Raw genomic sequence first — 24,780 nt, 5'->3', positions numbered from 1 at the left:
CCGTAACTATGGGGAAGTTATAACCGTGAGCCGTATCGCCGCCCTTTCGACCAGCGCACCGCTGATGTTCACGCCGGAATCGCGCGTGCCCGAAGGCGGGGTGGGTGAATGGTATCGCGGCGCCGGGGGCTTGCGTCTGCGGCTGGGCTTCTGGCAGCCGGTGAGGCCGGCGCGCGGCACTGTGTTCATTTCGCCAGGACGTTCCGAACCAATTGAAAAATATTACGAAATCATCCGCGATCTGATGGCGCGCGATTTCTGCGTGGTGGCGCATGACTGGCGCGGGCAGGGGCTTTCTGCCCGGCTGTTGCCCGACCGCCTGAAATGCCATGCCCGTTCGGCGGACGAGTTCCTTGACGATTATCAGCGCCTGCTCGATACCTTCGAGAACCGGGCGCCCCGCCCCTGGCTGATGCTGGGGCATTCGATGGGTGCGGCGCTCAATCTCGCTACCCTGACCAAGGGGGAGCAGCGCATTTCCGGCGCCTTCTTCACCAACCCGATGCTGCGGGTCAAAACCGGCAAGCATTCGCTGTGGTCGGTCAATTTCCAGGTCAACTGGCAGGTCAATCATGGGCGCGGCACGGACTATGTGCCGGAATTGTTCGATGATCCGTTCATGCACACCTTCGAGGAAGATGCCCTGACCCACGACCGCGAGCGTTACGCGGTGTGGCACGAGCAGTTGTTCGCCTGTCCGCATCTCGCGGTGGGGTCCCCGACCTGGGGCTGGCTGCAATTTGCGCTGAAACTGGGCGAGGGGCTTCTGCTCGATAAGGCCAAGGTGCTGAAAAAGCTCAAGCTTCCGATCAGCATTGTGTGTTCGGGTGATGACCATGTTATCAATAAGCAGCCGTCCAAAACCTTCGCCAAGAGGCTGGGCAAGGGGCAATATCTGGAGATCGCCGGCGCCGAGCACGAGGTGCTGATCGAGATCGATGACTATCGTCGCCAGGCAATGGCCGAGTTCGATGAACTGGCGGATTTTGCGGCGCCCCGCGGCATCAGCCATCATATGCATGTACAGGATAATCATGTTGGCGTCGGCATGGGCCTGATGGCCGCCGATGTCGCCGAGGTGGCTTCGGAATTGCCGGAAGGCATTTCGCCGGAAAGCCTGATCGCGGAAGAAGAGATCCTGCCGGACGTGCCCGATCCGGAAGGCCAAAAAAGCGCTTAATTGGCCGCCCGTTTGAGGTGCATCAAAGCCTGGTCGAGCAAGGCTTGCGACCCGGCAGCGATCACTTGACCAGCCTCAGGCCCGACAGGCGCGCCTTGCCAGTTACTGACCGCGCCGCCGGCATTTTCGATCACCGGAATGATGGCTTCGATATCCCAGGGCTTGAGGCCGGTTTCGAGCGCGATATCCATCGTACCGGCCGCCACCATGGCGAAGGCGTAGGCGTCGCAGCCATAGCGGACCAGTTTTGTGGCCTGGCGCAGAGCGGTATAGGCGGCGACTTCCTCACCGGCATAGAGGTGCGGATCGGTGGTGCCGATCACCGCGTTGGCGAGGTCCGGGCAGGTGCGCACGGCTAATGATGTGCTGCCTTGCGGGGTCACAAGACGCGAGCCGAGCGGCGAGCCGAGATAGACTTCCTGAAGCACCGGTTGGGCGATCAGGCCGAGCACGGGACGGCCCTGGTGACGCAGGCCGATCAGGGTCGTCCATAAGGGCAGGCCGGAAATGAAGGCGCGAGTGCCATCGACCGGATCGAGTACCCAGACATAGTCGGCATCGGCGTTTTCGCTGCCATATTCTTCACCGATAATGCCGTGAGCGGGATAGTGCTGGTTGATCAGGGCGCGGATGGCGCGTTCGGCGCCCTTGTCGGCCTCGGTCACCGGGTCGAAATGGATATCGGCGCGGCTGGCATTGCCCTTGTTGATTTCGCTTAAGTCCCGGTGGCGGAACAGGGGCACGGCAACGGTGGCCGCGGCAGCGGCCAGGTCGAGCGCGAAGGCTTCGAGGACGGCGAAATCGGGGGTGCTTTCTGACATGAAACCCGCATAGCCTGAGCAGCCATGCGGGTCCAGATGTTTGTGCGGGTATCCCAGGAGAAGAAAGAAACCCCACCACCACGCGCTGAAGAAGCGCGCGGTCCCCCTCCCCATCAAAGATGGGGAGGTACGAGGCAGATGCACTCCAAAATTCTTCATGAATTTTGGCAAGCGCGACCGCGCGCCCGAGCCGTTGCGAGGTAACCTCTTACGAAAAAATCAAGCCGTGTAAGCCGAAGGCTTACGCGGCCTGTTCGTTGTCACCATTGAGCGACTTCGCCAGATCCAGCAGACGGCGACGCGGGCGCTCCGACAGGCGGTAATAGGCCTGGATGAGATCGAGCGTTTCCTTGCGCGAGAACACTTCGATGCCTTCGTTGTTAACGGCGGCCACTTCGGTCTTGTCGTCGGACAGGCCGTCATAGAAATAGTTGATCGGTGTTTCCAGCGCCTTGGCGAGCTGGAACAGGCGGGCGGCCGAGATGCGGTTGGCGCCGCATTCGTACTTCTGGATTTGCTGGAAGCGGATGCCGACCGCCAGCGCGAGTTGTTGTTGCGTCAAACCGAGCAGACGGCGGCGGCGACGCAGACGCTTACCCAGGTGCAGATCGATATCGGTGGCCATGATTGGAACCCCTAAACAGACGAGTGGCGCTGTCTCAGAGTGAAACAGCTCGCCTTATAGGTTTCACAACTCGTGCCACACGTTTAAACAGGGGTGTATACGCACCGGGGAAGGGAAATACAGACTATGGCGTTGCGGCGGCGCAATCGCCGGAGAGCCTGCGCTGGTAAGCATCGACAAGCGCGGCATAGGGCGGGACAAAGGCATTTGCTGCCAGTTGCTTGCCATCGCTCATGGTTTCGGCCTGGGCTACCCGAACCTCAAAATGCAGATGGATGGTGGTATATTGCTGGACGCCATTGGAGACGCCCAGATTGTTCGAGACCAGTCCCAGCTTCTGGCCGCGCACCACATGGTCGCCGACCGCCACCTGGACCGAAGCCTTTTGCATGTGCAGATAGCGGTAAATCCGGTGGGGTGTCGCATTGCCGGTGATGGCGACCGTATAGGAGCCCACCTGCGTCACGGTGCCGTCTTCCGCCGCTATGGCCCAGTACAGGTTGGCCTTGCAGGTCGAGGGCCTTATATCCTGGCCCTGATGGCCGCTGCCGCTAGCGCATACCGGGTTAGTCCAGCTTCGCGCCTCGCAGAAATTGTCATGCCAGGGATAGGCATAGTTTTTCGCGTCGCACTGGCTGCCATGGTTGCTGGCGCTGGTGGTGGGATAGTGATCCCCGCCGGGGCTGTAGACCTGCGAATTGGCATAGGCCACGCTCTGTATAGGGAAGCAGATGCCCGGCGCCCAGTTGCTGACCTCGGAATAGCCGCTGCCCGAACCGGCGACCAGTTTGGTCGGGTCGTCATGTGGGAAGTCGGTCAACGCGGCTTCGGAAGCCGAGTCTGAGGCAGATTCACTCGTCTCTGACAGATCAGTACTGGCCTCGGCTGAAACGTCAGCCTCGGAGGTCGGGGCCGAAGCTTCGGCGCCGGATGATGATGGCTCGGCCGTTTGCGTGAAGCGGTCGCAGCCGGCCAGGATGAAGAGCACGGCGGCCAGGGTGGGCTGAAGAATGGTCCGGGTTTGCATGGATCAGCCCCCCTTCGTCAGATCGCGGAAGCTCTTGGTGAGCTGATCCACCAGGCTGCCGGTCTGGTTGGCGTTTGCCCTGAACCGTTCGGCTTCCGCCTGTGCCCTGGCGCCCAGGCCGACATCGTCAAACTGCGTAATGACCGTTTTCAGGTAGCCGTCCGTCTTGCATTCCGGCGCCGCGGCATCATCGCAACTGACATCGAGGGAGTAGACCATGCCGTAGCGGCTGAAGGTCGCCGTCCAGCCGTCTTCCATTTGGGTGATGCGAATATCTTCCGCCACGTCCTTAAGCCGGGTAATCGGTCGCCGGGACACGGCGCCCGCGGGGGCCGGCAGGAAGGTGCGATTGCCATAAGCCGTGATATGGACGCCCTTCGCCTGCGGCAGGTCGAGGGCATAGGCGTCGCCAAAGCTCATCAGTTTGGCCTTTGCCGTGTCCAGCACGCCCTCACGCGGCAGCAGCACCGGCAACTCGGTCTTGTCGAGTTCGGATTTGACGAGGCGCGCCACGACGCCGGGGCCCTGGCGGCTGGCCCTGACACGGGCAAGCCGATCGAGGACGGCCTGCCACTGGACCGGAGCCGGGGGCAGGGGGCGGCGCTGGAGGATAGCCGGCGGGCTACTGTTCCCTTGCAGTGTCTGTGCCTCAGCCGGGCCCGTACTGGCGGCAACCACCACCGCCATGCCCAAAATCCAGATTGAACGAGATTTCACCATAATCCGAAGCCCCCCACAGGCCATGACAGGCGGCCACGCCGCGTATCGATATTAACCTTAATAAATAACAGTGAAATGTCAAAATATATAGAGGGAGGATTCAGGCGCCGACTTTACGGCCGCTCCGATGCAAAACAGGCTCGCATGTCATGCGCGCCTGTTGAAGAAAAGTTGGCTTATAGGCCCGGCCTACTGGCCAGTGAAGACTTCACCGGCGAAAGCGCTTTGCAGCATGGCCATCTGGTTCATGACCGGATTGACCGCAATCTTTTCGGCCTCGCCATCGATGAACATGCGCTTGTCCATGTGCGAGATGCGCTCATAAAGGCGGTTGGAGCGGTCGAGCAGGTTGAGCAGACCGCCAGGCAGGGTCTGGGGTTTTTCCGCGCCTTCCGCATTGAGGGCGGCGATGCGATATTTTTCGTCGCAGGCATCCTGGGCCGGCATATCGCCTTCACGCACGGCGCGCTGCACCAGCAGCCATGAGGCAATCTGCATCAGGCGGGTGGTCAGGCGCATACTTTCGCCGGCATAGAGCAGGGCGTCCTCACGCGGCAGCAGGCGGGAGTCGCGGCGGCCGTCGCCATCGAGATAGGTGGCTGTTTCTTCGACCAGCGCCATGCCTTCCTTGAAGGTGCGATCGAACAGATCGGAGGAGGCGAAATCGCGCACGATACTGACGCGGGCGTTGGAGGCGGTGCTGTCGGACATATACTGTAAGCCTTATGCTGAAATCGGGTCGGCGAAGGTCTGTTCTGACCTGCGTAAATCCGGAGGCGCCTGGCCTGCCGAACGTACCGTCATTGAAACCTGCCTCAGGCACTGCAACGCTTGTGCCATTCAGCCGGGACGCATGACGGTTATTAATCGTTAGTTATCCTTAAAAGAGAATAAAGCATCGGCGGCGGAACGGCGGTTTTTTTTACGCTCCAGCGCCGTGGTCGCCCGGCTGATCTCGTCCTGCAGCATTTCTATGCGCGCTTCGAGATCCTCTACGCTGTAAGGGTCCAGGTCTTCGCGGACCAGGCCGTGCAACGGTCCGGCGTTCTGCCGGGCCAGGGGTTCATTGTCATCCTGTATCGCCATGCTTATCTATCCCGTATGGACATCAGGCTGCGTTCCGCGCCATCCTCCGCTCACAGATGAAACGCCTCTTGCGCGAAGAAATCAAGGAAAACGAATCAGTCATGAAAGCCATTTCGGTCCGCGGCGACGGCCAAAACCCGTCAGACTTATACCTGAATGAAACACAAAGGCCGGATGTGGCGCCCGGACATGTGCTGATCCGGACCGCCTTCGCCGGCGTGAACCGGCCGGATGTCCTTCAAAGGAAAGGCAGTTATCCGCCACCGCCGGGTGCCTCGCCGATTCTGGGGCTGGAAGTCTCGGGTGTGATCGAAACTATCCGCCCGCCTGTGAATTTCGGGGACGATATCGGCTGGAAAGTTGGGGATGAAATCTGCGCATTGGTTAATGGCGGTGGCTATGCGGAATATGTCTCGGTCGATATCCGCCACCTGCTGCCGGTGCCGCGCGGGCTCAGCCTGGCGGAGGCCGCGTCCCTGCCGGAGAATATCCTGACCGTCTACGCCAACCTGATGGAACATGGCGCGCTGAAAGCGGGCGAGACCGTACTGGTGCATGGCGGCAATTCCGGCATCGGCGCCATGACGATCCAGATGGGTAAAGCGTTTGGGGCGAAGGTCATAGCCACGGCGCGCGGGGCCGACAAATGCGCTTTTGCGCAGGCGATGGGGGCAGACCTGGTGATCGACAGCGACGCGGAAGACTTCGTGGCGGCGGTCAAGGCAGCGGGCGGTGCCGATGTAGTGCTTGATATTGTCGCCGGCGATTTCTTCGCCAAAAATCTGGCCTGCCTGAACATGGGCGGGCGCATCGTGCAGGTTGGTTTCGGCAAGGACGCGGTGGTCGAGGTCGATCTGCGCCGCATCATGGCGAAACAGGCGATTGTTACGGGCTCCATGTTGCGGCCGCGCTCGCCGGATGAAAAAGCGCGACTTACGGCCAAGGTGCATGAACGCGTCTGGCCGCTGATCGAGAGCGGAGCTATCCGGCCCATTCTGACGGCTGAATTTGATTTCGCAGAGGCTGATAAGGCTCACGCATGGATCGAGAAGGGCGATCACAAGGGCAAGGTTGTGCTGCGCGTTTCGTCATGATATAGAAATATGAACAATGTTCATATTTGTGGTGTGCTTATGAAGAAATGGATGATCTGGCTGGGGCTGACGGTTGTGATTATAGCCGGCGCGGCCTTCGGCGTCGCCAAGGTGTTCGATCCGCATGACGCCTGCCGCAACAGCGGCGGCAAGTGGGTGGAGACGCACTGCGAGTATTGAATAAGGGCCGGCTTTAATCATCGTCCTGAAGCGAGGGATGCTATTGAAAGAAAGTGGAAGGTATGATGTGGTATTCTGATTAGTGGGGAAATTGGGGGGATAAAATGATACGGCGTCACCTGCTTCTGGCATCGGCTGCCTTACTGATGACCAATGCGCTTGCGGCAACGCGTCGCGCTCATGCGGATGCCGCAGCAATGCCGCCCAAGCCCGAATTCTTCACACGCGACATGTTCATGAGTCCGCCGCAGTTATCGCCGGACAGAACACATCTGGCGTGGGTAGAGGACAACCGGATCATTGTTCATGACCTCCTCACCCATTCGGAAAAAGCCCTTGAGGCCGGGACACACAAGTTCAACGTGCTGCAGTGGGTAGGTAACGACTATCTGGTTGTCTATCTGAAGGACGACAAGATTCAGAAAAGCACAAACTGGCTCAGGGTCATCGACTATTCTCCGGCTGTCATAACTAAAGACGCCAAATTTCTGCGTCTTCTGTTCTCGCCCGAGGGCCATCCCGTCGGCGCGGGCGATCTGGCGCCGATCGGCGGCTTCGTTGAAGGGGCAGCCCCCTATGCTGTCACGCTGAGCCAGACGTTCAGCCAGCATCTGGACATTGCCACTGGCAAGATCACATCCGGTGAACATCTTTTACCGGCCGATTATCATTTCATCGACCGGCAGGGCCGTGAGCGCGTGGCCGTGCAAATAATGGATGGGAAGATAAGCTACGGCTCTACTTCCCTGATTTTCCACTACCGGGTTGAGCCAGGAGCGCCTCAGCAGGTCCTGCGCCTCCCTGAGCAGGATAAGGTCTATTACATCAACTTCAACTACTGCGAATACGATAACGCGATTTACTGGACGGAGTTCGACTATTCGAAAAGCCTCTGTTCGATGTACCGCTTTGATATTGCCACAAGCCAGAAGTCGCTTTATCGCAGCGGACCAAACAAGGATATGGACCTTACCTTTGATAAGTTCGGTCATATTGTCGGCATCAGCACGATCACCGACCGGATCCATACAGAATGGATCGATCCGTTTCATCTTAAGATCATCAGCGCGGTCGAAAAACTGTTCCCCGATTCCTTTGTCGATATTGCCGACATGACGGAAGATCAAAAGGGCGTTGTTTTCCTGGTTTCGGCTCCGGAGGCACCAGACAGCTATTACTATTACAGCGCCGAGACCCACGACCTTGTGCGTATCGGCGGAAACTATCCGGAACTGGACGGCCAGACGCTGGCGCCCATGACCTATATCACCTACAAGGCGCGCGATGGCCTGGACATTCCCGCTTATGTGACCAAACGCAAGGATACGCCGGCCCACGCGCCTTTGATTGTTTTCCCTCACGGCGGGCCGGCTTCGCGTGATATTTATTATTTCGATTACCAGGCGCAGTATCTGGCTTCGAAAGGTTATGTCATCCTCCAGCCACAGTATCGCGGTTCGAGCGGCTTCGGAGATGCGTTTGAACGCGCCGGGAATATTCATCTGGACCTGATGACGACCGATCTTGAAGATGGCGTGCGTTTTCTGGCCACCCAGGGCATGATCGATCCGCGGAAGGTGTGTGTCGCGGGATGGTCATGGGGCGGGTATCTTGCCGAAGCGGCTCTGGCCTTTACACCTGATACCTATGCCTGCGGTATCGCTGGCGCCGGCGTTTCGGATCTCTTCAGTTCGCTCCGCGACGACGATGATGTCTGGTGGGGAGGCTACGGCAGGGAATACTGGCGCGCCGTCATTGGCAATCCAGGGCGGGATGCGGACAAGATCCACGCAACTTCACCTATCGAACATGTCAACGCTATCCGTGCGCCTCTGCTTCTGATCCACGGTGACTCTGATGACAACGTAAATGTGTCTCACAGCCGAAAGATGAATGCGGCGATGAAGGCCGCGGGGAAGGATGTGACCTACATCGAGGTCAAATCCATGCGACATGGGCCCAACGATGCGGAGCAGCGGTTGATGGCTTTGAACGCCATGGACGATTTCATCGCCAAATCATTTGCGAAAAAAGCGTGACGAAGCCGTCCACTCTGACATCTAAACCCTTATCATCAGCACCGCCAGGCGCAGCCGGTAGTCGCGGCCATCATGGAACCAGTCGAGCGCGCGGATGGCGGCTTCGAGTTCCGGCTGGCGGACATTATTGAGCCGGATATCGGCATAGGCGCCATCTTCATCGACCGAGACGGCAATGGACAGCCAGTGGATATCGCCTTCCAGTGCCGCCTCTTTCAAAAAGGCTTCGATCGTGCCGAACAGCAGGTAAGGCACCGGCGGACGTTCGCCGGTCTCCACCTGGCGCAGGTAGCGGCCAGTGAGGATCTGCCAGGGACCATCCGCCCTTTTGATAATCTGGCGCGTGACCTGGCCGGGATTGTGCCGCCCCCAGAAGGCGCTGAGCAGCAGGGGGAGGGCACCCTCGCGGAAGAGGGAGAGGCCGTCATCCGCCGCATAGGTTTCGCTGATGCGCAGATCCTCGGTCAGGGCCAGGTCGATGGTCAGCGAGCGGCCGGTACTCTGAACGCGGATCGCGGGGTAGAGACCATCGACCAGCCACCAGTCGCCGCGCCGTTCGGGAGTCAGGTCGAAGGCCGAAAACAGCGGCGTCAGATCGATGTGGGGCACGGGCAGGTCGCTCATGGCCAGTTACATAGGCATGTTTCCGCGCCTCTGCCAGAGGATGTGTCAAACAGGCTTCCCTTTGGCTTAAAATCGCTCTATACCATCATCCACAACACCCGCGCCCGGCCGAAAAGGCCGGGCGTAGCCATTTCTGGACGGTCGTAACGACCGCTCAACACAAGGATAAACACATGTCCGATATCCTGATGCCGAAGGCGACCGCCGTCTGGCTCGTCGATAACACCTCGCTGGCCTTCGACCAGATCGCCGAGTTCTGCGGCCTGCATCCGCTTGAAGTCAAGGGCATTGCCGATGGTGAAGTGGCGCGCGATATCCGCGGCGCCGACCCGATCGCCAACGGCCAGTTGACCCGCGAGGAACTGACCCGTGCCGAGGAAAACCCGAAGTACCGCATGAAGGCCCTGGTGTCGCGCCACGCCGAACTGCTGAAGCCTTCGAAGAAGGCGCCGCGCTATACGCCGGTATCGCGCCGTCAGGATCGCCCGGACGCCATCCTGTGGTTCGTCAAGAATCACCCGGAAATCACCGATGCGCAAATCTCCAAGCTGCTCGGCACCACCAAGTCGACCATCGAACAAGTCCGTGCGCGCACCCACTGGAACTCGGCCAATATCAAGCCGGTTGATCCGGTGACGCTCGGCCTGATCGGCCAGATCGAACTTGACGCCGCAGTGCGCAAGGGTGCCGAAGCCAAGCGCAAGCAGGCCGAGAAGCTCGGCATTCCGCTCGATGATCCGTCGCTGAAGCCGGCTGTCACCGTTCAGCCTGCCTTCGAGGAAGAGGAAGACAGCCCCTACGGCAAGAAGTCCGACCTGTCGGTCGAGGACGTCTTCGGCGTCGGCGGCGGCAAGCGCTCCGAACCGGAAGAAGACGAGGACTTTTAAAGCGCTCAAGTGCCGCGAGGCTCGCCGCATCAGCGGCGGCGGGCGGTCGCCCTTGCCAAACGCGAAAGCGTTTGGAGGTCATAGCCTTATAAAGAAAGCCCGCCGGATTATCCGGCGGGCTTTTGAGTTTCAGGCAGGGAACGCTTGGAAGCTACAGTCAGGAAGAAATCTCCAAATCGTCTTTGATTTGGCAAGGGCGAGGCCCGCCGCCGCTGATGCGGTGAACCTGCGCGGCCTATGAGCGCTTTAAGTCTTGATATCGAGCAGGCTGCCCAGCATCTCGTCGGCGGTTTTGATGACGCTGATATTGGCCTTGAAAGCGTTGCGCGAGTCGATCTGATCAACCAGGTCGCTCAGGATATCCTGGCCATTGGTGGCATTACGGGCCGTGTTCGCGGCGGCTTTATCAAAGCGCTGCGTGGCGGAGATGATCCCGGCTGTGGCTGTACTGATCGCGGACATATCCACAGTATGCGCGTCAAAGTTTAAGGCGAATTTTAAAGATGCGGTTAACCGGGGTTAACCCATGAAGCCCAGATTAGCGGTGGCGAAGTTGCCGATATTGGGTAGGACCGATGTTATTTCCGAGCCCGACAGTCCGAACCACCTGCCAAGGGTGGCTGCCATCTGATCTACCGCTGTCGATGGTAAAAGACGCCCCTGACCGACCTGGTCGTCGGTTTCCAGTGAAATATGCGGGGCTGTCCCGTAAAACTGGCCGCCCTTGACCGCCCCTCCGATAACGAAGTGGTGCGAGCCCCAGCCATGATCGGAACCATCGCCATTATAGGCCAGGGTACGGCCAAAATCCGAGGCCGTGAAGGTGGTGACCTTATTGGCGACGCCCAGTTCAACCGTGGCATTGTAGAAAGAGGTTATGGCTGAATTGAAGGTGGCCATCAACTTGGGGTGGTTCGTCATCAGGCCGTCGTGATTGTCAAAGCCGCCTATAGAAACGAAGAATACCTGGCGCTTGGTGCCGAGCGCGTTGCGAGCGGCGATCAGCCTGGCCACGATCTCGAACTGCTTAGCGAAATCATTGGTCTGATCGAAATGAGTTGTCAGTGTAACCGGATCGAGTGCGGCATTTACGATGGCTTCCATATCCATAGACCGCTTGGTCACTACATTGAAGGCGTTTTCCATGACGTGGGAGCGTGGCTCGGTAATCAACTGCTTCAGCAGGGTGGAGGTCTCGGATGAGCCGAAAACCCAGCCTTTGGCTGGCCAGATAGGGACCGCACCATCCGTGCTTATCTGGTATTGGAGGGTATCGTTGCCAGAAACGAAAACGGCATTGCCGGACGCTGATATGCAGGTCATCAGGCTCTGGCCATTGGAAGCCATGGCCAGATCGCCCATACGTCCCCCCCATCCGACCGTCGCACCTTCGGAGCCAAGCGACTGCCAGATGGATGACTGATCATTATGTGAGAAGAGTTTGGGGGGCTGGGGGTAGGCCTTGCTGTTACTTTGGTATTGCGCCAGGGTGAGCGGCACAACCAGCGGCCCCACATTGAGCTGGATGGCGGCATGACCCGTATTGAACAGGGACGCCACACCGGTGAGTTCTGGTGCCAGGGCGTATCGGATGTCATTGGTCAGGGTCTGAGGTGTCAGGGTGGTCAGAACCGTGCCGTCCAGTTCGCTGTGGCCCAGCGCAACGCCCCCGCGCTGGCGGCCCGATGCGCCACCGCGAATGGCGCTGTAAAGATCATAATTCGGCAGGTCATAGGGAATGACCGTATTGGCGTAATCATTGCCGCCGTAAAAGAAGCAACAGACAATAGCCTTGTAATCGGTGGCGTCCATGGCCGCCGCTTCTCCCACGCTTGCCAAATTAAGAGCTATGGGAGCGGCGGCGCCCAGACCCGCTATGGCGGCGGCGCGTTTCATGAAAGCGCGGCGGTTGAGGTCGGGAATTCGGTTATTGTACAATGTGAATTCCTATTTCTGGATCAGATATTCGGGGCAGGACATCAGCAGCAGGATGCAGTTACAGATGCGGTCACGCTTGTTGAAGTCGGTACTGCTGGCATCGATCGGATGGACGTCAATCGCCGCCTTGATTAAAGCGATTGTGGCGGGTGAAACCTGATTGGCGCTTAAATGCAGGTTCATCCAGTCAAGAAGAGCCTGTGAATTACTGATATTGGGCATCATCGCCGTGTAGTCCGGCTTTACGTCGCCATAGCCATCCTGCATGACCGACGTGAAGAAGTTAATAAAGCCTGCAACTGTCGTTTCATTGTGAAGCTGGAATTCCGGCGCCACATCGCCATTTGCCGCGATGGCCGTCTGAGGCGGCACATATCCAGGCCGGAAGAAATTGAAAACTGACGGCGATCGCAGAGGGCTCTGGCCAATACCCCAACCAGAGCCGGACAGGTCATAGATTTCCCACTTACCGTTTGTGCTGTAGACATCGAACGTGCGAGCGAACTGCGCCAGACGGATCATGGGTTCACGAAGCTTGCCGGCCGTGTTGTTGGTCGGCAGGGTGCGGGCTTCGTCATCGAGCAGGATGGCCCGCCAGACGGCTTTCAGGTCGCCCCGCACACCGGAGCCGTTATCATTGAACTTGGCGGCGACGCGCGACACATAGGCCGGAGAAGGGTTGGAAGTGACCAGCCGCTGGATCATTTGCCGGCCGAAGAAGGGGCCGACATTGGGGTGATTGAACAGGGTGTCCAGCGCAATCTTCAAGGCGTCCGGTCCCGGTGTATTGGCCGGTATAGTGACGCCAAGAAACTTGACTTCCAGCATCGAATGGTTGTCGGCATTGAAGGCCATTGGCGACGTGGCGAACTCAGTCGAAGGCACGTCGTAATCCAGCCAACTGACATTGGTCCAGGTGACCTTTGACCAGTCCCAGTCATAACCGGTAAAGACGCGCGCCAGATTGCTGATATCTGACTGTGTGTAGGTCTCTTTCTTGTTGCCAAGAAGGTCGGTCTTAGGGGTGCCGTCAATATTGAGTTCGTACAGCCCGATAGTGAAAAGCTGCATGACCTCGCGGGCATAGTTTTCATCCGGTTCACGGCCCGTGGCAGGGTCTTCCTTGAGGTTTCCGGCGGTATTCAGAAAGGCGCCAACGGCCGGCGTCAGCGTGATCTGTTCGAGCAGGGTGCGAAAATTGCCGAACACATGGGCATTAAGCGTATCCCAATATCCGGCAATGACATAGGAAGGCCACCAGCCGCCGAACGGGTTGAGGGAGGCCACCATCATTTCAGAGACAGCCAAGGCGCAACGTTTGCGCAATTGATCCGTATCGGTCATCAAGGCGTGCCAGATCATGAAATCGCCTGGCGATGAACCGAAATAGTTGCCATCGGAGGTCGGTATATTGTGGCCCTGGGCATTCATCCAGGCGACACCCGTCTGATTGGCGGGCGTATCGAATTGGGCTGTCAGCCAGCCATCATATCCCTTGGCATTGAGGGCGGCCAGATCGCTGTCCTTGAAGGCGAATTGCGCTTGCAGCAGGAAGCGGGCGGCATCAGCCGGGGCGTAGTTGTAATTGACCGGCGTGGGCGTGGTGCCGCCGCCTGTGCTGCCTCCGCCACTCCCCCCTCCTCCGCCGCCGCAGGCGGCAAGTGCTACAGACAGAGCGCCGAGCAGACCGAGGCCGGGCAGGGGTGAACTTTGAACGCTATCGGCCGCCGGAACCGCTTGCGGCGAAACAACAGGTTCATCTCGGTTTTCTGGGTGTGCGACTGGGCGCGTATCCTGGAATTCCACGTCTTTACCCTCGCCAAGATGCTGTAACTGTTTCAGGTGCGAAACAAAGCTATGTTGGCCAGTTATTAACGTTTTCCTAAATGGGGGAACCGCGTTCTCCGAAAAACAGAATCGTGATCTGGAACCCGCCTGCGATCCCTTGGGCACAGGCGGTTTCGTGGTTGCCTATGCGCGTAAGGCCGCGCCGATCTTGCCGGCAGCCGCGATAATCTTGGCGCTTATCGCTTCGATCTCCGGCTCGGTCAGGGTCTTGTCAGTCGGGGTGATGGTGACCTCAACCGCCAGGGATTTCTGGCCCTCAGGCACGCCTGCGCCGGTATAGACGTCGAACACCTGCGCATCGCCGATCAGCACCTTGTCGGCGCCCTTGATGGCACGGACGAGATCGCCGGCAGCGGCCTCGGCCGGCAGCAGGAAGGCGAAGTCGCGGGTCAACGGCATCAGGTTGGAAATGGTCAGCGCACCCTTCGACTTGCCGGACTTCGCCTTGGGCGATGGCAGCAGGTCGAGGCGGATTTCGAAGCCAACATGTGCGCCATCGAGATTCAGCGCCTTCAGCACGGCCGGATGCAGTTCACCGAACTCGGCGACGATCTGCTTCGGGCCGAGTTGCAGGCGGGCCGAACGGCCGGGGTGCCACCAACCATTGTTGTTGCCCTGGACCAGTTGCAGCGAAGCGACCGGCGCACCCATGGCTTCGAGCAGCTCCATCAGGTCGCCCTTGAGCGCGAACAGGGCGTCTTCACCACGGGCTTGCCAGTGGCGCGACTTGTCCGGCGCCTTGATGGCCGTGATGGTGGTCTTCTGGTCGTTCGGTTCCAGGCCCTGATAGATGGGCCCGATCTCGAACAACTGCACACCATCGAACCCGCGGGCGGCGTTGCGGCCGGCGGCTTCCAGCAGGTTGGGCAGGCCTGATGGCCGCATACAGTTCAGTTCCGAGGCGATCGGGTTGGCGAGAACGAGCGTGTCGTCACCGCCACCGAACAGCTTTGCCCAATCCTGACGCATGAACGACCAGGTGACGGCTTCCGAATAGCCGAAGGCCGCCAGCGCGCGGCGGGCCGTGCGGGCCTTGGCCTGCTGACCGGTCAGCACGCCGCCGGGGCGCAGGCCCACAACGGGCAGCGGCGTGGCGGGGATATTATTGAAGCCGTAGATGCGGGCCACTTCCTCGACCAGATCGGCCTTGCCGTCGACATCGCGGCGCCATGACGGCACGGTCACAATCCAGGGCGTGCCTTTGGTGACGCCAAAGCCGAGCGCGGTCAGGATCTCGGCGATCTTGTCGGTCGGTATATTCAGCCCAGTCAGTTGCCCCACATAGGCCGGATCGAAGCTCACATCGGCGCGACCTGCGACCGGTGCGCCGGCTTCCACGACCTCGGAGGCTTCACCGCCGCACAGATCGAGGATCAGTTTGGTTGCCAGTTCGAGACCCGGACGGGTCGATTGCGGATCGACGCCGCGTGCGAAACGATACTGCGCATCGGAATTGAGGCTTAAGCTGCGGCCGGTCTGGGCGATGCGGATGGGATCGAACCAGGCGGATTCGAGGAAGACCTCGGTGGTGGTTTCGTTGACACCGGTGCTTTCGCCGCCCATGACGCCGCCCAGGCCGATCGGGCGCTGACCATCGGCATCGGCGATGACGCACATGTCCGGGCCGATGTCATAGGTCTTGCCGTCGAGCGCGATGAGCTGCTCGTCGTGCGCGCCATTGTGATGGCCAAGGCGGGCCTGGATCGCCGTGCCGGAGAGCTTGGCGACATCATAGACGTGCAGCGGGCGGGCGCGGTCATAGGACAGATAGTTGGTGATATCGACCAGGGTCGAGATCGGCTTCAGGCCGATGGCCTTGAGCTTGTCCTGTAACCATTTGGGCGACGGGCCATTTTTCACGCCGCGGATGACGCGGCCGGTGAAATGGCGGCAGCCGTCGCCATCGACCGTGACGGTGATCGGCGAGGGGAAGGTGCCGGGAACGGTCGCGATGGTGGTCTCGGTGAAGGTGCCAAGGCCGGTGGCGGCGAGATCACGGGCGATGCCGTGGACGCCCAGCCAGTCGGGACGGTTGGGGGTAACTTCGAAATCGATGACCGGTTCGGCGCCGAAGACCTCGGCGGCCGGCGTGCCGACGGCAAGGCTATCGGGCAGGTCGAGGATGCCGTCGGCATCACTGTCGATTTCCAGCTCGGCACCGGAGCACATCATGCCGTTGGAAACGACGCCGCGCACCGGTTTTTCGACCAGGGTGACACCGAGGCCGGGCACATAAGCGCCGATCGGGGCATAGATGGTGGTCATGCCGGCGCGGGCATTGGGCGCGCCGCAGACGATTTCCTTGCGGCCGTCGATGGTATCGACCTGGAGCACCTGGAGCTTGTCGGCATTGGGGTGGCGCGCGGCTTCGACGACCTTGGCTACGGAGAAGGGCGTCAGCGCCTTGGCGGGATCGTGGATGTTTTCGACTTCGAGACCGGCCATGGTCATGGCGGCGGCCACCTCATCGATGGTGGCGTCGGTCTTGAGGTGGTCTTTGAGCCAGGAGAGCGAGAATTTCATGTGTGTGAACTTCGTTCGAGAAAATTTCAAATCGGGTTGGCCCCCTCCGGCGGGACTTCGCCCGCCACCTCCCCCGTTTCACAGGGGAGGAGAAGGAAGGTTCGACCATCTTCTCCTCCCTTGCGAGCTTCTTTGCGAAGCGGGGGAGGTGGCGAGCTTGTCTCGCCGGAGGGGGCCTCTTTGTTACGAGAGCCCGGAAGCTGAGTTCGGCGCGGCAAAACCGCTAAAACCATAGTGGCCCAGCCAGCGCGTATCGGCGGCGAACATGTCGCGCAGGTCCGGCACGCCGTATTTCAGCATGGTCAGGCGATCGACGCCCATGCCCCAGGCAAAGCCCTGATATTCGTCCGGATCGACGCCGCAGGCGCGCAGTACGTTCGGATGGACCATGCCGCAGCCGAGGATTTCCAGCCATGAATCGCCGGTGCCGACCTTGAGCTCGCCCTTTTCCCACGAGCAGCGCACATCCATTTCCGCCGAAGGCTCGGTGAAGGGGAAGTGGTGCGGGCGGAACTGGGTGGTGACGCTGTCGGTTTCGAAGAAACGCGAAATGAAGGTTTCCAGCACCCATTTCAGATGGCCCATGTGCGCGGTCTTGTCGATCACCAGGCCCTCGATCTGGTGGAACATCGGCGTGTGGGTCTGGTCTGAATCACAACGGAAAACGCGTCCCGGCACGATCAGGCGGAAGGGCGGCTTGCCGGAGATCATCGAGCGGATTTGGACAGGCGAGGTGTGGGTGCGCAGAAGCTTGCGCACACCATTCTCATCTGGATTAAAGAAGAAGGTATCGTGCATTTCGCGCGCCGGATGCTTTTCCGGGAAGTTCAGCGCGGTGAAGTTATGGAAGTCGTCCTCGATGTCCGGACCTTCGGCGACTTCGAAACCCATGTCAGCAAAGATGGCGATCATCTCGTCCATGACCTGAAGCGTCGGGTGGACGCCGCCTTTCGGGCGCGGCGCCGAGGGCAGGGATAGGTCGATGCGTTCCCTGGCCAGGCGCTCGGCCAGATGGGCGGCTTCGAGCACGTCCTTGCGCGCTTCGAGGCTGGCGGAGATGGCGTCACGCACGGCATTGATGGCCGCGCCAGTGGTTTTGCGCTCTTCCGGCGGCAGGGAACCCAGGGTCTTGAGCAGGCCGGAAATGCGGCCGGTCTTGCCCAGGGCCGAGACGCGGACAACGTCAAGGGCGGCCAGGTCAGCAGCGGCGGCAATCTCGCCTTCGATTTCGGTCTGGAGGTCGGTATAGGCGGTCATGGTCTTGTCTTTGAGCAGGGGATGCGAGTGTTTAGGCGAAAGACGCTGCGGACGCAATTAAAGTAAGCAAGAAACCCCACCACCACTGCGCTTCGCTTGCGGTCCCACTCCCCGCTTGCCGGGGAGGGGGACCGCGCCATTCTTTATGGCGTGGTGGTGGGGTATCTTGCTTCGGGAAACAAAAAACCCCGCGACCGGTAATGGTGCGGGGTTCTTTTAGTCAGGACCGATCTGCGATCAACCCAGAGCCGCGCGCACCTTTTCAGCGACGGCCTTAAAGCCGTCGGCGTCGTGCATGGCGATATCGGACAGAACCTTACGGTCCATGTCGATGCCGGCCACGTTCAGGCCGTGGATGAATTGCGAATAGGTGAAGCCTTCCAGGCGGGCAGCGGCATTGATGCGCTGAATCCACAGGGCGCGGAAGTTACGCTTGTTGACCTTGCGGTCACGGTAAGCGTACTGGCCGGCCTTGTCGACGGCCGCCTTGGCGGTGCGGATGGTGTTCTTGCGACGGCCATAGAAACCCTTGGCGAGCTTCAAAACCTTCTTGTGCTTGGCGTGGGAAGTTACGCCTCTTTTAACGCGAGCCATTGTTCACAGTCTCCTTAGGCGTAGGGCATGTAGGATTTGATCTTGATGATGTCCGGCTTGGACATCACTTCAGTACCCCGGTTTTGGCGGATGTACTTCGCGTTGTGCGAGATCAAACGGTGACGCTTGCCGGCGACGCCGGCCTTCACCTTGCCAGAGGCAGTGATGCGGAAGCGCTTCTTGGCGCCCGACTTGGTCTTCAGCTTGGGCATTTCATGTACGGCTGGATTAAAGCCGCCCTCTATAAGGATTAAGACCCGCCAAGGCATGCCTTTTGGCCCGTCGGGTCGGTAGGAAGGCGGAGCACTACAGGAAATGGCCTGCAAGTGCAAGCGGAGTCTTTATTTCTTCTCCGCCGCGATAACCTTCTGGATCGCTTCGGCGCAGGGCTTTGTGACCTGGAACTTCGCCGTCGCCATCTGTGCGGCATTGAAATGGATGAAGCCGTGGCCATTGGTCGGCATCCAGCCATAGAAGCTGGAAATACGCGCGATCAAGTCATTCGGCGTTGGTTGCGAGATGTCGGCGCCGGCATCATAGGGCCGGAAGACCGCGCCGGTTTCCCGGTTCATCCACAACACATCCCACAGTTCTGTCTGATAGACATTCAGCAGCAGGCGGTTGAAGCTGTCCGTCCGCCAGGTGACTTCACCGGCGCAGACCTGATAGCTGAGGTTGTCGGTGGCATTGAAGAACGACCAGCCGGGCTGGAGGCCGTAGCGCGACTTGATGCGCTCCAGACGCTGACCCAACCGGCGGTCCTGGTTGGGCGATTGCAGGATGATCAGCCAGCAGGAGGCGTCTTCACCCAGCGTGGCGGTCGCCACCCGGTTATAGCGTTCCAGAAGGCTGCGCAGTTCATCATGATCGGCGGCCAGGCGGCGGTCATTCGGCAGGAAGTGGAAGCGCGTCAGGTTCCAGCCCTCGGCCTCGCGCAGCAGGTGGCCGACAGGCTGGGTATTGGCGTGAAATCGCCGCCAGTCGGCCTGAAAAACCACTTTATCCATGCGCTTTCCGCTTCTGATACTTGCCGAGTTGCAGGGCCAGCAGGGCCGCGGGCAGGGTGGTCACCGCCCCCATCCACACGGAGGCATCCGGCCCGAACAGGCTGAAGACATAGCCGGCGATCATCGGGCCGGTGATGCGGGCGATGGCGCCGGTCGACATGTTGAGGCCCAGCATGGCGCCCTGCTTGTCCGGCGAGGTCGACAGCGAGATAATGGCGCAGATCGAGGAGAAGATCACCGCCTGGCCGAGCGCCCCCAGCATGATGATAGGGGTGATCAGCCAGCCGATATGGTTCATGCCCTGGAGCACAAAACTCAATCCGAAGACGAACAGCCCCGCGGCCAGCACCTTACTTTCACCATAGCGGCGGGTGAGCGGCCGCATGAAGACCATCTGCATCAGGGCGGCGGCGATACCGAGTGGCAGGAAGATAGCGCCGATCTCCTTCGGCCCCCAGTGAAAGCGCGCCTCCGCCCACAGGCCGAAGGTCGATTCCAGACCGGCGAAAGCCATCATGTAGCAGAGTGTGGAGAGAATCAGGCGCACGAGGACCGGGCTTTGCAGGGCCTCCTGCGCGGTCTTCAGGATGTGCGGTTGCGCGGCCTCAACCTTGGTGCGGCGCTCGCGGCTTTCGCGGATGAACAACATGACGCCCAGGCAGGCGAGCGCCGACAGAAGCGCGGCGCCCATCAGGGGCAGGCGGAACTGGTTGCCGCCGGCGGCGGTCTCGTGGCTCAGTATGCCGCCGATGAAGGGGCCGATAATGAAGCCCAGCGAGAAGGCGCCGCCGATCAGACTCATTCGACCGGAACGTTTTTCCGGCGGTGACACATCCGACACATAGCCCTGGATGGTGGAGATATTGCCGGAACTGAGCCCGCTGAAGAAGCGGATCAGGATGGCGATCCAGATATTTGGTGAAAAGGCCAGCAAGACATAGAAGAGAACACTGAGCGCCGTGGTGATGATCAGGATCGGCTTGCGGCCGATGCGGTCGGAAAGCCTTCCGAAATAGGGTTCGGCGAAGAACTGGCCGAGCGAATAGGTGGTGAACATCAGAGTCACCTGCCACGCCTGCGCCTCCAGGCTCTGGGCGAAGAAGGGCATCAGCGGCACGACGATGCCGAACCCGACCAGATTGACGAACACCACAGCGAACATGGCGGCCAGGGGGCCATTCTCGTTCAGAAAGGCGCGCACCTTGCCCAGCAGGCGGCCACGGAAAAAGGTGCGCGTATCGCGCTCATCTTCTTTGGCGTCTTCCTCGGCGGGGCGCAGGTCATCCGGTTCGGACAGTAGGGACTCGTCCGTGGACGCAATGCGGGTATCGGGTTTGGCCATGACGGCGGTTATAAATGATTTGCCATCGATTGCGACAGTTTCTTTATCGCAACTGCGTGAAGTTCCTGCTGCCGGAAATGGGCCGGTTAAGGTATATGCAGAGGCGGGGAGGCGGCTTACAGGAGCCGGTCCATGCAACTTCATCTCGGTCGTCTGTTCGACCATGTCCATCTGCGCGTCGCTGACATGGCGGCCAGCGAACGTTTTTATCGCGCGGTGATCGGCGCGGTTAATCCGGATGTCGCCTTTCGCAAAACGCCGCATTCCTTTTCGGCGGACGAGCTTTATATCAGCGCGGCCGACGGGCCGGTATCGCATGTCCATATTGCCTTTCAGGCAAAGGACGAGGCCGCCGTGAAGCGTTTTTACGAAGCCGGACTGGCGGCCGGGGGGCGTGATAATGGCGCGCCGGGCCTGCGTGATTACCATCCCGGCTATTACGGTGCCTTTCTTCTCGATCCGGATGGTCACAATGTCGAGGCGGTCTTCCACGGAGCCGCCAAACGATCCGCGCTATCAGTGGTGATCACCGCCGATTTCCCGGCTTGACTCTGCAATTTTGTTCTTGTTATGTTCTGTTTATGGCGCAGAATGCTGACATGAAGGAGCTAGACCCCCGCTGGCGCGATGGCGGCGACCTGCGCTGGCTCTATCTCGACATGAACAGCTACTTCGCCAGTTGCGCCCAGCAGGACGAGCCGGCGATCCGCAACCGCCCCGTAATCGTGGTGCCGGTGATGTCGGATTACACCTGCGCCATAGCGGCCAGCAAGGAAGCCAAGGCGCTGGGCGTCAAGACGGGCACGCAGGTGAAGGAGGCGCGGGAGCGCATCCCCGGCCTGGTTATTCGTGAGGCGCGGCCCGATCGCTATGTCGACCTGCATAACCAGATACTGGCGCAGATCGATCATGTCATCCCGGTCGAGAAGGTCTGCTCGATCGACGAGGTGGCGTGCCGGCTGATGGGGCCGCAGCAACTGGAGGCGCCGGCGCGGGCCCTGGGGCATCGCATCCAGCGGCGCATTCTGGAAAATGTCGGCGAATGCCTGACCGCCTCCATCGGTATCGCCCCGTCGCGCCTGCTGGCCAAGACGGCGGCCGATATGAAAAAACCGCTGGGCCTGACCGTGCTGCGCCAGGATGAATTGCCCGGCGCGCTGCTGGAGCTGGAGATTGATGAGTTTGCCGGCATTGGGCGTTCGATGAAGGCGCGGCTGAATGCGGCCGGGGTTGAGACCGTCCGGCAATTATGGGAGTTGTCGCCATCGCGGATGCGTCAGATATGGCGTGGCATCATGGGGGAAAACTTCTGGTATGCGCTGCACGGCACCGATCCACTGGAGATAGAGACACATCGCGCCAGCATCACTCATGGTCACGTCCTGGCGCAGGAGCTGAGGCCGGCGGAACATGCGCGAGGCGTGGCTCGGCGGCTGACGGCCAAGTGCGGCTCGCGGCTGCGGCGCATGGGTTATAAATGCGGGGGCTTACATCTTTACCTGCGCGGCGCTGGCGGCGAGCGGCTGGAGGCGGCCACCCGCTTTGCCGTGACGTCGGACAGTTTTCGGATGCTCGAAGCCTCAGACGATCTTTGGGCGCAGTGTGCGCGCAGGCTGAAGGCGCCGCGCGTAAAGCAGATCGTCGTCACCTGCCTGCATCTGATCGAGGCCGGGGCCAAGCCCGACCTGTTCGGCTGGACACCGGACGGCGAGGAGGATGGCCGCCATATGAGCCTGTTGTCGGCACTGGATGCGCTCAATCAAAAGTTTGGCAAGGATGCGATAACGATTGGACCACGCACGAAGATGCACGGTTTTGTCGGCGCCAAGATCGCCTTCAACCGCATCCCCGAACAGCCGGAATTCTGGGAGTAGGCAGGGAAACCGCCAAATGACGCAACGATCCTGACAAATTGGTCCGGCGCGCAAGAAGCGGAGGGACTCCGTCCCCATCTCATGGCATATCGCCGCCATAATCTTCAGGAGTTTTGCCATGCCCTTATCCAGCCTTGCCAAACTGATTGGACTGGCGGCGATCTGGGGCGGGTCGTTCCTGTTCATGCGCATCGCCGCGCCAGTGCTGGGGCCTGTCCTGCTGATCCAGTTGCGCGTGGCGCTGGCGGCGGTTTTCCTGCTTGGCCTGGCTTTTCTCTCGAAGAAAAAGCTCGATCTCAAATCCGACTGGAGGCACTTTCTGATCCTCGGCCTGTTCAATACGGCCATACCCTTCCTGTTGTTCGCCTGGGCGGCCAAGAGCCTGCCGGCCTCGCTGATGTCGGTCCTTAACGCCACCACGCCGATCTGGGGCGCGGTCCTTGGCGCAATCTGGCTGCGTAACCGCCTGTCGGTGAAAACCATTGCCGGCCTGAGCCTGGGCATCACAGGCGTAGCGGTTCTGGTCGGGCTTGACGGCGGCCATTTATCACCTACGGCCCTGCTGGGTGTCGGTGCCGGTCTGATAGCCGCGGCCTGTTATGCCATAGCCGCGCTTTATTCCAAGGTGGCGAAAAGCGTTGATGCCTTTTCCAATGCTCACGGCAGCATGTGGGCCGCCACGCTGATGGTGGCCCCGGCCACGCCGTTCTTTCCGGCGGCTTCGGCAGCCAATATCTGGGTGGTCATCTGTGTCCTGATGCTCGGAATCCTGTGCAGCGGCATCGCCTATGTGCTTTATTTCAAGCTGATCGACGAAATCGGCGCCGCGCCGGCCACGACCGTCACCTTCCTGGTGCCGGTGTTCGGTGTCCTGTGGGGTAGCCTGATCCTGCATGAACATGTCGGCTGGATCAGCGTCATCGGCGGATTGCTGATCATTACCGGCACCGCCCTGATCACCGGTTTCTCGCCGTCGGTGCTGATGAAGCGCCGGGTCGCTACGGCAGAATGATCACGAAGGTCTTCAAGACCGGCTCAATTACCTGCCACTGTCCCTGGTAGCCATTGCGGAAAACGATGTGGTCTCCGGCTTTCAGAGTCACCGGTGGTTGGCCATCTTCCGTCACGATCGCATGACCTTCGAGGATCGTGCAGTATTCCCATTCGTCATAAGAAACCCGCCACGTGCCCGCTGTGGCGGCCCAGTAACCGGCATAGGTCTTGTCATCTGGTGTGGTTTCGAGCAGCCAGGTCGTGAAGCGCGGATCGCCGGCGATGACACGCTCAGGCTTTGGGCGCTCGTGTTCCGGTGTGACGGTCGAGCGGTCGAATTTGATGAACTGGGACATTAAGGGCCGCGAAGCTTAAGAAAGGAAGGGAATCCACAGATTGCACAGATTAACACAGATTAGGAGCGCGCGCTTCGCTTCCCGTGGCCGTCGTCAGCAGCAGACAGATTCCGGCGCGCAGCGCCATCTGTGTAATCTGTGGATTCCTATAAGTAGTTAGACACATGAACCGGCCCTGTACGGTAAAGCACGCAACAAAAAAGCCCCGCTTGCGCAGGGCTTCTTGTGATTGATCCGGCAGCCTATTTCGGCGCCAAAATCATGATCATCTGCTTGCCTTCCATCTTCGGTTCGTATTCAACCTTAGTGGTGGGCTCGAAATCGGCTTTTACCTTTTGCAGCAGTTTCATGCCGAGTTCGGGGTGGGCCATTTCGCGGCCGCGGAAGCGGAGCGTCACCTTGACCTTGTCGCCTTCTTCGAAGAAGCGCGTCATGGCCTTGGCCTTCACCTCATAATCGTGGATATCGATATTGGGGCGAAGCTTGATTTCCTTGATTTCAACGACCTTCTGCTTCTTGCGCGCCTCGGCCTTCTTCTTCTGTTCCTGAAAACGGTACTTGCCGTAATCGAGGATCTTGCAGACGGGCGGGTCAGCGGTAGGAGAGACTTCGACAAGATCGAGACCGGCTTCTTCGGCGGCTTCCAGAGCGGCGGAGGTCGGCATGATGCCTTGCTTTTCGCCGGCTGCGTCGATCAACAGTACGCGGGGAACCTTGATCTCATTGTTGATGCGGGGGCCGTCTTTGGGAGGCGGGGCTTGAATT

The 24,780-nt window shown here is 60.0% G+C and carries 26 protein-coding genes; 8 read left to right on the top strand and 18 right to left on the bottom strand.

All coding sequences use genetic code 11. The features are described from left to right. The first annotated feature begins 25 nt into the window (after nucleotides 1-25). Nucleotides 26-1,180 (top strand): alpha/beta fold hydrolase, encoded by a 1,155-nt coding sequence (locus BLO49_RS05480; RefSeq protein ID WP_090645199.1) that lies wholly within the window; start codon nucleotides 26-28, stop codon nucleotides 1,178-1,180. Here BLO49_RS05480 and hisN read toward each other — a convergent pair. The 6 genes from hisN to BLO49_RS05450 all read right to left on the bottom strand — a co-directional run bounded on the left by hisN (nucleotide 1,177) and on the right by BLO49_RS05450 (nucleotide 5,459). Next, a complete protein-coding gene (gene hisN, locus BLO49_RS05475) occupies nucleotides 1,177-2,001 on the bottom strand; it encodes a histidinol-phosphatase (protein ID WP_090645197.1) in 825 nt (274 codons plus the stop codon). The two genes, BLO49_RS05480 and hisN, sit on opposite strands and share 4 nt — an antisense overlap. A gap of 241 nt (nucleotides 2,002-2,242) precedes the next feature. Continuing rightward, complete coding sequence (locus BLO49_RS05470) at nucleotides 2,243-2,626, bottom strand: helix-turn-helix domain-containing protein (RefSeq protein WP_090645193.1); 384 nt, start codon at nucleotides 2,624-2,626, stop codon at nucleotides 2,243-2,245. A 124-nt stretch (nucleotides 2,627-2,750) separates the two neighbouring features. Beyond that, on the bottom strand, nucleotides 2,751-3,653 hold the full coding sequence (locus tag BLO49_RS05465; protein WP_090645190.1) for a M23 family metallopeptidase: 903 nt from the start codon (nucleotides 3,651-3,653) through the stop codon (nucleotides 2,751-2,753). Between the two features lie 3 nt (nucleotides 3,654-3,656). Next, complete coding sequence (locus BLO49_RS05460) at nucleotides 3,657-4,373, bottom strand: hypothetical protein (RefSeq protein WP_139159620.1); 717 nt, start codon at nucleotides 4,371-4,373, stop codon at nucleotides 3,657-3,659. Between the two features lie 189 nt (nucleotides 4,374-4,562). Then, on the bottom strand, nucleotides 4,563-5,084 hold the full coding sequence (rcdA, locus tag BLO49_RS05455) for a protease adaptor protein RcdA (RefSeq protein ID WP_090645184.1): 522 nt from the start codon (nucleotides 5,082-5,084) through the stop codon (nucleotides 4,563-4,565). 159 nt (nucleotides 5,085-5,243) lie between these two features. Then, a complete protein-coding gene (locus tag BLO49_RS05450; protein WP_090645182.1) occupies nucleotides 5,244-5,459 on the bottom strand; it encodes a DUF1192 domain-containing protein in 216 nt (71 codons plus the stop codon). 56 nt (nucleotides 5,460-5,515) lie between these two features. Here BLO49_RS05450 and BLO49_RS05445 point away from each other — a divergent pair, with 56 nt between their 5' ends. The 3 genes from BLO49_RS05445 (at nucleotide 5,516) to BLO49_RS05440 (ending at nucleotide 8,772) form a co-directional block, all read left to right on the top strand. After that, nucleotides 5,516-6,553, top strand: a complete 1,038-nt coding sequence (locus tag BLO49_RS05445; RefSeq protein WP_090645179.1) for an NAD(P)H-quinone oxidoreductase — start codon at nucleotides 5,516-5,518, stop codon at nucleotides 6,551-6,553. A 39-nt stretch (nucleotides 6,554-6,592) separates the two neighbouring features. Then, nucleotides 6,593-6,733: a hypothetical protein gene (locus BLO49_RS18375; protein ID WP_170828215.1), complete on the top strand. Its 141-nt coding sequence runs from the start codon at nucleotides 6,593-6,595 to the stop codon at nucleotides 6,731-6,733. Between the two features lie 104 nt (nucleotides 6,734-6,837). Continuing rightward, nucleotides 6,838-8,772, top strand: coding sequence for an alpha/beta hydrolase family protein (locus BLO49_RS05440; RefSeq protein WP_090645176.1), 1,935 nt, complete (start codon nucleotides 6,838-6,840; stop codon nucleotides 8,770-8,772). Between the two features lie 21 nt (nucleotides 8,773-8,793). Here the strand turns inward: BLO49_RS05440 and BLO49_RS05435 are convergent, their stop codons facing one another. Continuing rightward, nucleotides 8,794-9,396: a DUF6348 family protein gene (locus BLO49_RS05435; RefSeq protein ID WP_090645174.1), complete on the bottom strand. Its 603-nt coding sequence runs from the start codon at nucleotides 9,394-9,396 to the stop codon at nucleotides 8,794-8,796. A 173-nt stretch (nucleotides 9,397-9,569) separates the two neighbouring features. Here BLO49_RS05435 and BLO49_RS05430 point away from each other — a divergent pair, with 173 nt between their 5' ends. Continuing rightward, nucleotides 9,570-10,283: a DUF1013 domain-containing protein gene (locus tag BLO49_RS05430; RefSeq protein WP_090645171.1), complete on the top strand. Its 714-nt coding sequence runs from the start codon at nucleotides 9,570-9,572 to the stop codon at nucleotides 10,281-10,283. Between the two features lie 246 nt (nucleotides 10,284-10,529). Here BLO49_RS05430 and BLO49_RS05425 read toward each other — a convergent pair whose 3' ends face one another. From BLO49_RS05425 to BLO49_RS05385, 9 genes are all read right to left on the bottom strand, one after another. After that, nucleotides 10,530-10,745 carry a flagellar basal body rod C-terminal domain-containing protein gene (locus BLO49_RS05425; protein WP_090645168.1) on the bottom strand — a complete coding sequence of 72 codons (216 nt, stop codon included), beginning with the start codon at nucleotides 10,743-10,745 and terminating at the stop codon, nucleotides 10,530-10,532. Between the two features lie 57 nt (nucleotides 10,746-10,802). Further along, nucleotides 10,803-12,221: a DUF1501 domain-containing protein gene (locus BLO49_RS05420; protein WP_220083696.1), complete on the bottom strand. Its 1,419-nt coding sequence runs from the start codon at nucleotides 12,219-12,221 to the stop codon at nucleotides 10,803-10,805. 9 nt (nucleotides 12,222-12,230) lie between these two features. Further along, the gene (locus tag BLO49_RS05415; protein ID WP_090645163.1) at nucleotides 12,231-14,027 is read right to left on the bottom strand and encodes a DUF1800 domain-containing protein; all 1,797 of its coding nucleotides are present in this window, start codon (nucleotides 14,025-14,027) and stop codon (nucleotides 12,231-12,233) included. 165 nt (nucleotides 14,028-14,192) lie between these two features. After that, on the bottom strand, nucleotides 14,193-16,592 hold the full coding sequence (pheT, locus tag BLO49_RS05410) for a phenylalanine--tRNA ligase subunit beta (RefSeq protein ID WP_090645160.1): 2,400 nt from the start codon (nucleotides 16,590-16,592) through the stop codon (nucleotides 14,193-14,195). Between the two features lie 183 nt (nucleotides 16,593-16,775). Next, complete coding sequence (gene pheS, locus BLO49_RS05405) at nucleotides 16,776-17,849, bottom strand: phenylalanine--tRNA ligase subunit alpha (protein ID WP_090645157.1); 1,074 nt, start codon at nucleotides 17,847-17,849, stop codon at nucleotides 16,776-16,778. A gap of 237 nt (nucleotides 17,850-18,086) precedes the next feature. Next, nucleotides 18,087-18,443, bottom strand: a complete 357-nt coding sequence (rplT, locus tag BLO49_RS05400) for a 50S ribosomal protein L20 (protein ID WP_090645154.1) — start codon at nucleotides 18,441-18,443, stop codon at nucleotides 18,087-18,089. Between the two features lie 14 nt (nucleotides 18,444-18,457). Next, nucleotides 18,458-18,655 carry a 50S ribosomal protein L35 gene (rpmI, locus tag BLO49_RS05395; protein ID WP_090645151.1) on the bottom strand — a complete coding sequence of 66 codons (198 nt, stop codon included), beginning with the start codon at nucleotides 18,653-18,655 and terminating at the stop codon, nucleotides 18,458-18,460. A 129-nt stretch (nucleotides 18,656-18,784) separates the two neighbouring features. Continuing rightward, on the bottom strand, nucleotides 18,785-19,450 hold the full coding sequence (locus BLO49_RS05390; protein WP_090645148.1) for a DUF3885 domain-containing protein: 666 nt from the start codon (nucleotides 19,448-19,450) through the stop codon (nucleotides 18,785-18,787). Next, complete coding sequence (locus tag BLO49_RS05385) at nucleotides 19,443-20,792, bottom strand: MFS transporter (RefSeq protein WP_090645145.1); 1,350 nt, start codon at nucleotides 20,790-20,792, stop codon at nucleotides 19,443-19,445. The genes BLO49_RS05390 and BLO49_RS05385 overlap by 8 nt, the downstream gene beginning before the upstream one ends. A gap of 132 nt (nucleotides 20,793-20,924) precedes the next feature. Between BLO49_RS05385 and BLO49_RS05380 the strand changes: the two genes are divergently transcribed. From BLO49_RS05380 to BLO49_RS05370, 3 genes are all read left to right on the top strand, one after another. Then, nucleotides 20,925-21,341, top strand: a complete 417-nt coding sequence (locus BLO49_RS05380; protein ID WP_090645141.1) for a VOC family protein — start codon at nucleotides 20,925-20,927, stop codon at nucleotides 21,339-21,341. A 50-nt stretch (nucleotides 21,342-21,391) separates the two neighbouring features. Beyond that, the gene (locus BLO49_RS05375) at nucleotides 21,392-22,666 is read left to right on the top strand and encodes a Y-family DNA polymerase (protein ID WP_245678867.1); all 1,275 of its coding nucleotides are present in this window, start codon (nucleotides 21,392-21,394) and stop codon (nucleotides 22,664-22,666) included. 118 nt (nucleotides 22,667-22,784) lie between these two features. Beyond that, nucleotides 22,785-23,678: a DMT family transporter gene (locus tag BLO49_RS05370; RefSeq protein WP_090645135.1), complete on the top strand. Its 894-nt coding sequence runs from the start codon at nucleotides 22,785-22,787 to the stop codon at nucleotides 23,676-23,678. Here BLO49_RS05370 and BLO49_RS05365 read toward each other — a convergent pair. Together BLO49_RS05365 and infC are read right to left on the bottom strand one after the other, a co-directional pair. Beyond that, nucleotides 23,665-24,015, bottom strand: coding sequence for a cupin domain-containing protein (locus BLO49_RS05365; protein ID WP_090645133.1), 351 nt, complete (start codon nucleotides 24,013-24,015; stop codon nucleotides 23,665-23,667). The two genes, BLO49_RS05370 and BLO49_RS05365, sit on opposite strands and share 14 nt — an antisense overlap. A gap of 242 nt (nucleotides 24,016-24,257) precedes the next feature. Beyond that, nucleotides 24,258-24,779 carry a translation initiation factor IF-3 gene (gene infC / locus BLO49_RS05360; protein WP_090645130.1) on the bottom strand — a complete coding sequence of 174 codons (522 nt, stop codon included), beginning with the start codon at nucleotides 24,777-24,779 and terminating at the stop codon, nucleotides 24,258-24,260. Between the last annotated feature and the right edge of the window lies 1 nt (nucleotide 24,780).

Origin of the sequence: Asticcacaulis taihuensis (genome assembly GCF_900100255.1) — a bacterium.
In the GTDB taxonomy this organism is placed as follows: Bacteria; Pseudomonadota; Alphaproteobacteria; order Caulobacterales; family Caulobacteraceae; genus Asticcacaulis; species Asticcacaulis taihuensis.
The sequence above is the reverse complement of the archived record's forward strand: the minus strand, read 5'-3'. Positions and strand labels throughout refer to the sequence as shown.

Bases quoted from the DNA above. Each gene is read 5' to 3' on its own strand.
- hisN (WP_090645197.1), bottom strand. From the start codon at position 2,001: ATGTCAGAAAGCACCCCCGATTTCGCCGTCCTCGAAGCCTTCGCGCTC.
- BLO49_RS05470 (WP_090645193.1), bottom strand. From the start codon at position 2,626: ATGGCCACCGATATCGATCTGCACCTGGGTAAGCGTCTGCGTCGCCGC.
- BLO49_RS05465 (WP_090645190.1), bottom strand. From the start codon at position 3,653: ATGCAAACCCGGACCATTCTTCAGCCCACCCTGGCCGCCGTGCTCTTC.
- BLO49_RS05460 (WP_139159620.1), bottom strand. From the start codon at position 4,373: ATGGTGAAATCTCGTTCAATCTGGATTTTGGGCATGGCGGTGGTGGTT.
- rcdA (WP_090645184.1), bottom strand. From the start codon at position 5,084: ATGTCCGACAGCACCGCCTCCAACGCCCGCGTCAGTATCGTGCGCGAT.
- BLO49_RS05450 (WP_090645182.1), bottom strand. From the start codon at position 5,459: ATGGCGATACAGGATGACAATGAACCCCTGGCCCGGCAGAACGCCGGA.
- BLO49_RS05445 (WP_090645179.1), top strand. From the start codon at position 5,516: ATGAAACGCCTCTTGCGCGAAGAAATCAAGGAAAACGAATCAGTCATG.
- BLO49_RS18375 (WP_170828215.1), top strand. From the start codon at position 6,593: ATGAAGAAATGGATGATCTGGCTGGGGCTGACGGTTGTGATTATAGCC.
- BLO49_RS05440 (WP_090645176.1), top strand. From the start codon at position 6,838: ATGATACGGCGTCACCTGCTTCTGGCATCGGCTGCCTTACTGATGACC.
- BLO49_RS05435 (WP_090645174.1), bottom strand. From the start codon at position 9,396: ATGAGCGACCTGCCCGTGCCCCACATCGATCTGACGCCGCTGTTTTCG.
- BLO49_RS05430 (WP_090645171.1), top strand. From the start codon at position 9,570: ATGTCCGATATCCTGATGCCGAAGGCGACCGCCGTCTGGCTCGTCGAT.
- BLO49_RS05425 (WP_090645168.1), bottom strand. From the start codon at position 10,745: ATGTCCGCGATCAGTACAGCCACAGCCGGGATCATCTCCGCCACGCAG.
- pheT (WP_090645160.1), bottom strand. From the start codon at position 16,592: ATGAAATTCTCGCTCTCCTGGCTCAAAGACCACCTCAAGACCGACGCC.
- pheS (WP_090645157.1), bottom strand. From the start codon at position 17,849: ATGACCGCCTATACCGACCTCCAGACCGAAATCGAAGGCGAGATTGCC.
- rplT (WP_090645154.1), bottom strand. From the start codon at position 18,443: ATGGCTCGCGTTAAAAGAGGCGTAACTTCCCACGCCAAGCACAAGAAG.
- rpmI (WP_090645151.1), bottom strand. From the start codon at position 18,655: ATGCCCAAGCTGAAGACCAAGTCGGGCGCCAAGAAGCGCTTCCGCATC.
- BLO49_RS05390 (WP_090645148.1), bottom strand. From the start codon at position 19,450: ATGGATAAAGTGGTTTTTCAGGCCGACTGGCGGCGATTTCACGCCAAT.
- BLO49_RS05385 (WP_090645145.1), bottom strand. From the start codon at position 20,792: ATGGCCAAACCCGATACCCGCATTGCGTCCACGGACGAGTCCCTACTG.
- BLO49_RS05380 (WP_090645141.1), top strand. From the start codon at position 20,925: ATGCAACTTCATCTCGGTCGTCTGTTCGACCATGTCCATCTGCGCGTC.
- BLO49_RS05375 (WP_245678867.1), top strand. From the start codon at position 21,392: ATGAAGGAGCTAGACCCCCGCTGGCGCGATGGCGGCGACCTGCGCTGG.
- BLO49_RS05370 (WP_090645135.1), top strand. From the start codon at position 22,785: ATGCCCTTATCCAGCCTTGCCAAACTGATTGGACTGGCGGCGATCTGG.
- BLO49_RS05365 (WP_090645133.1), bottom strand. From the start codon at position 24,015: ATGTCCCAGTTCATCAAATTCGACCGCTCGACCGTCACACCGGAACAC.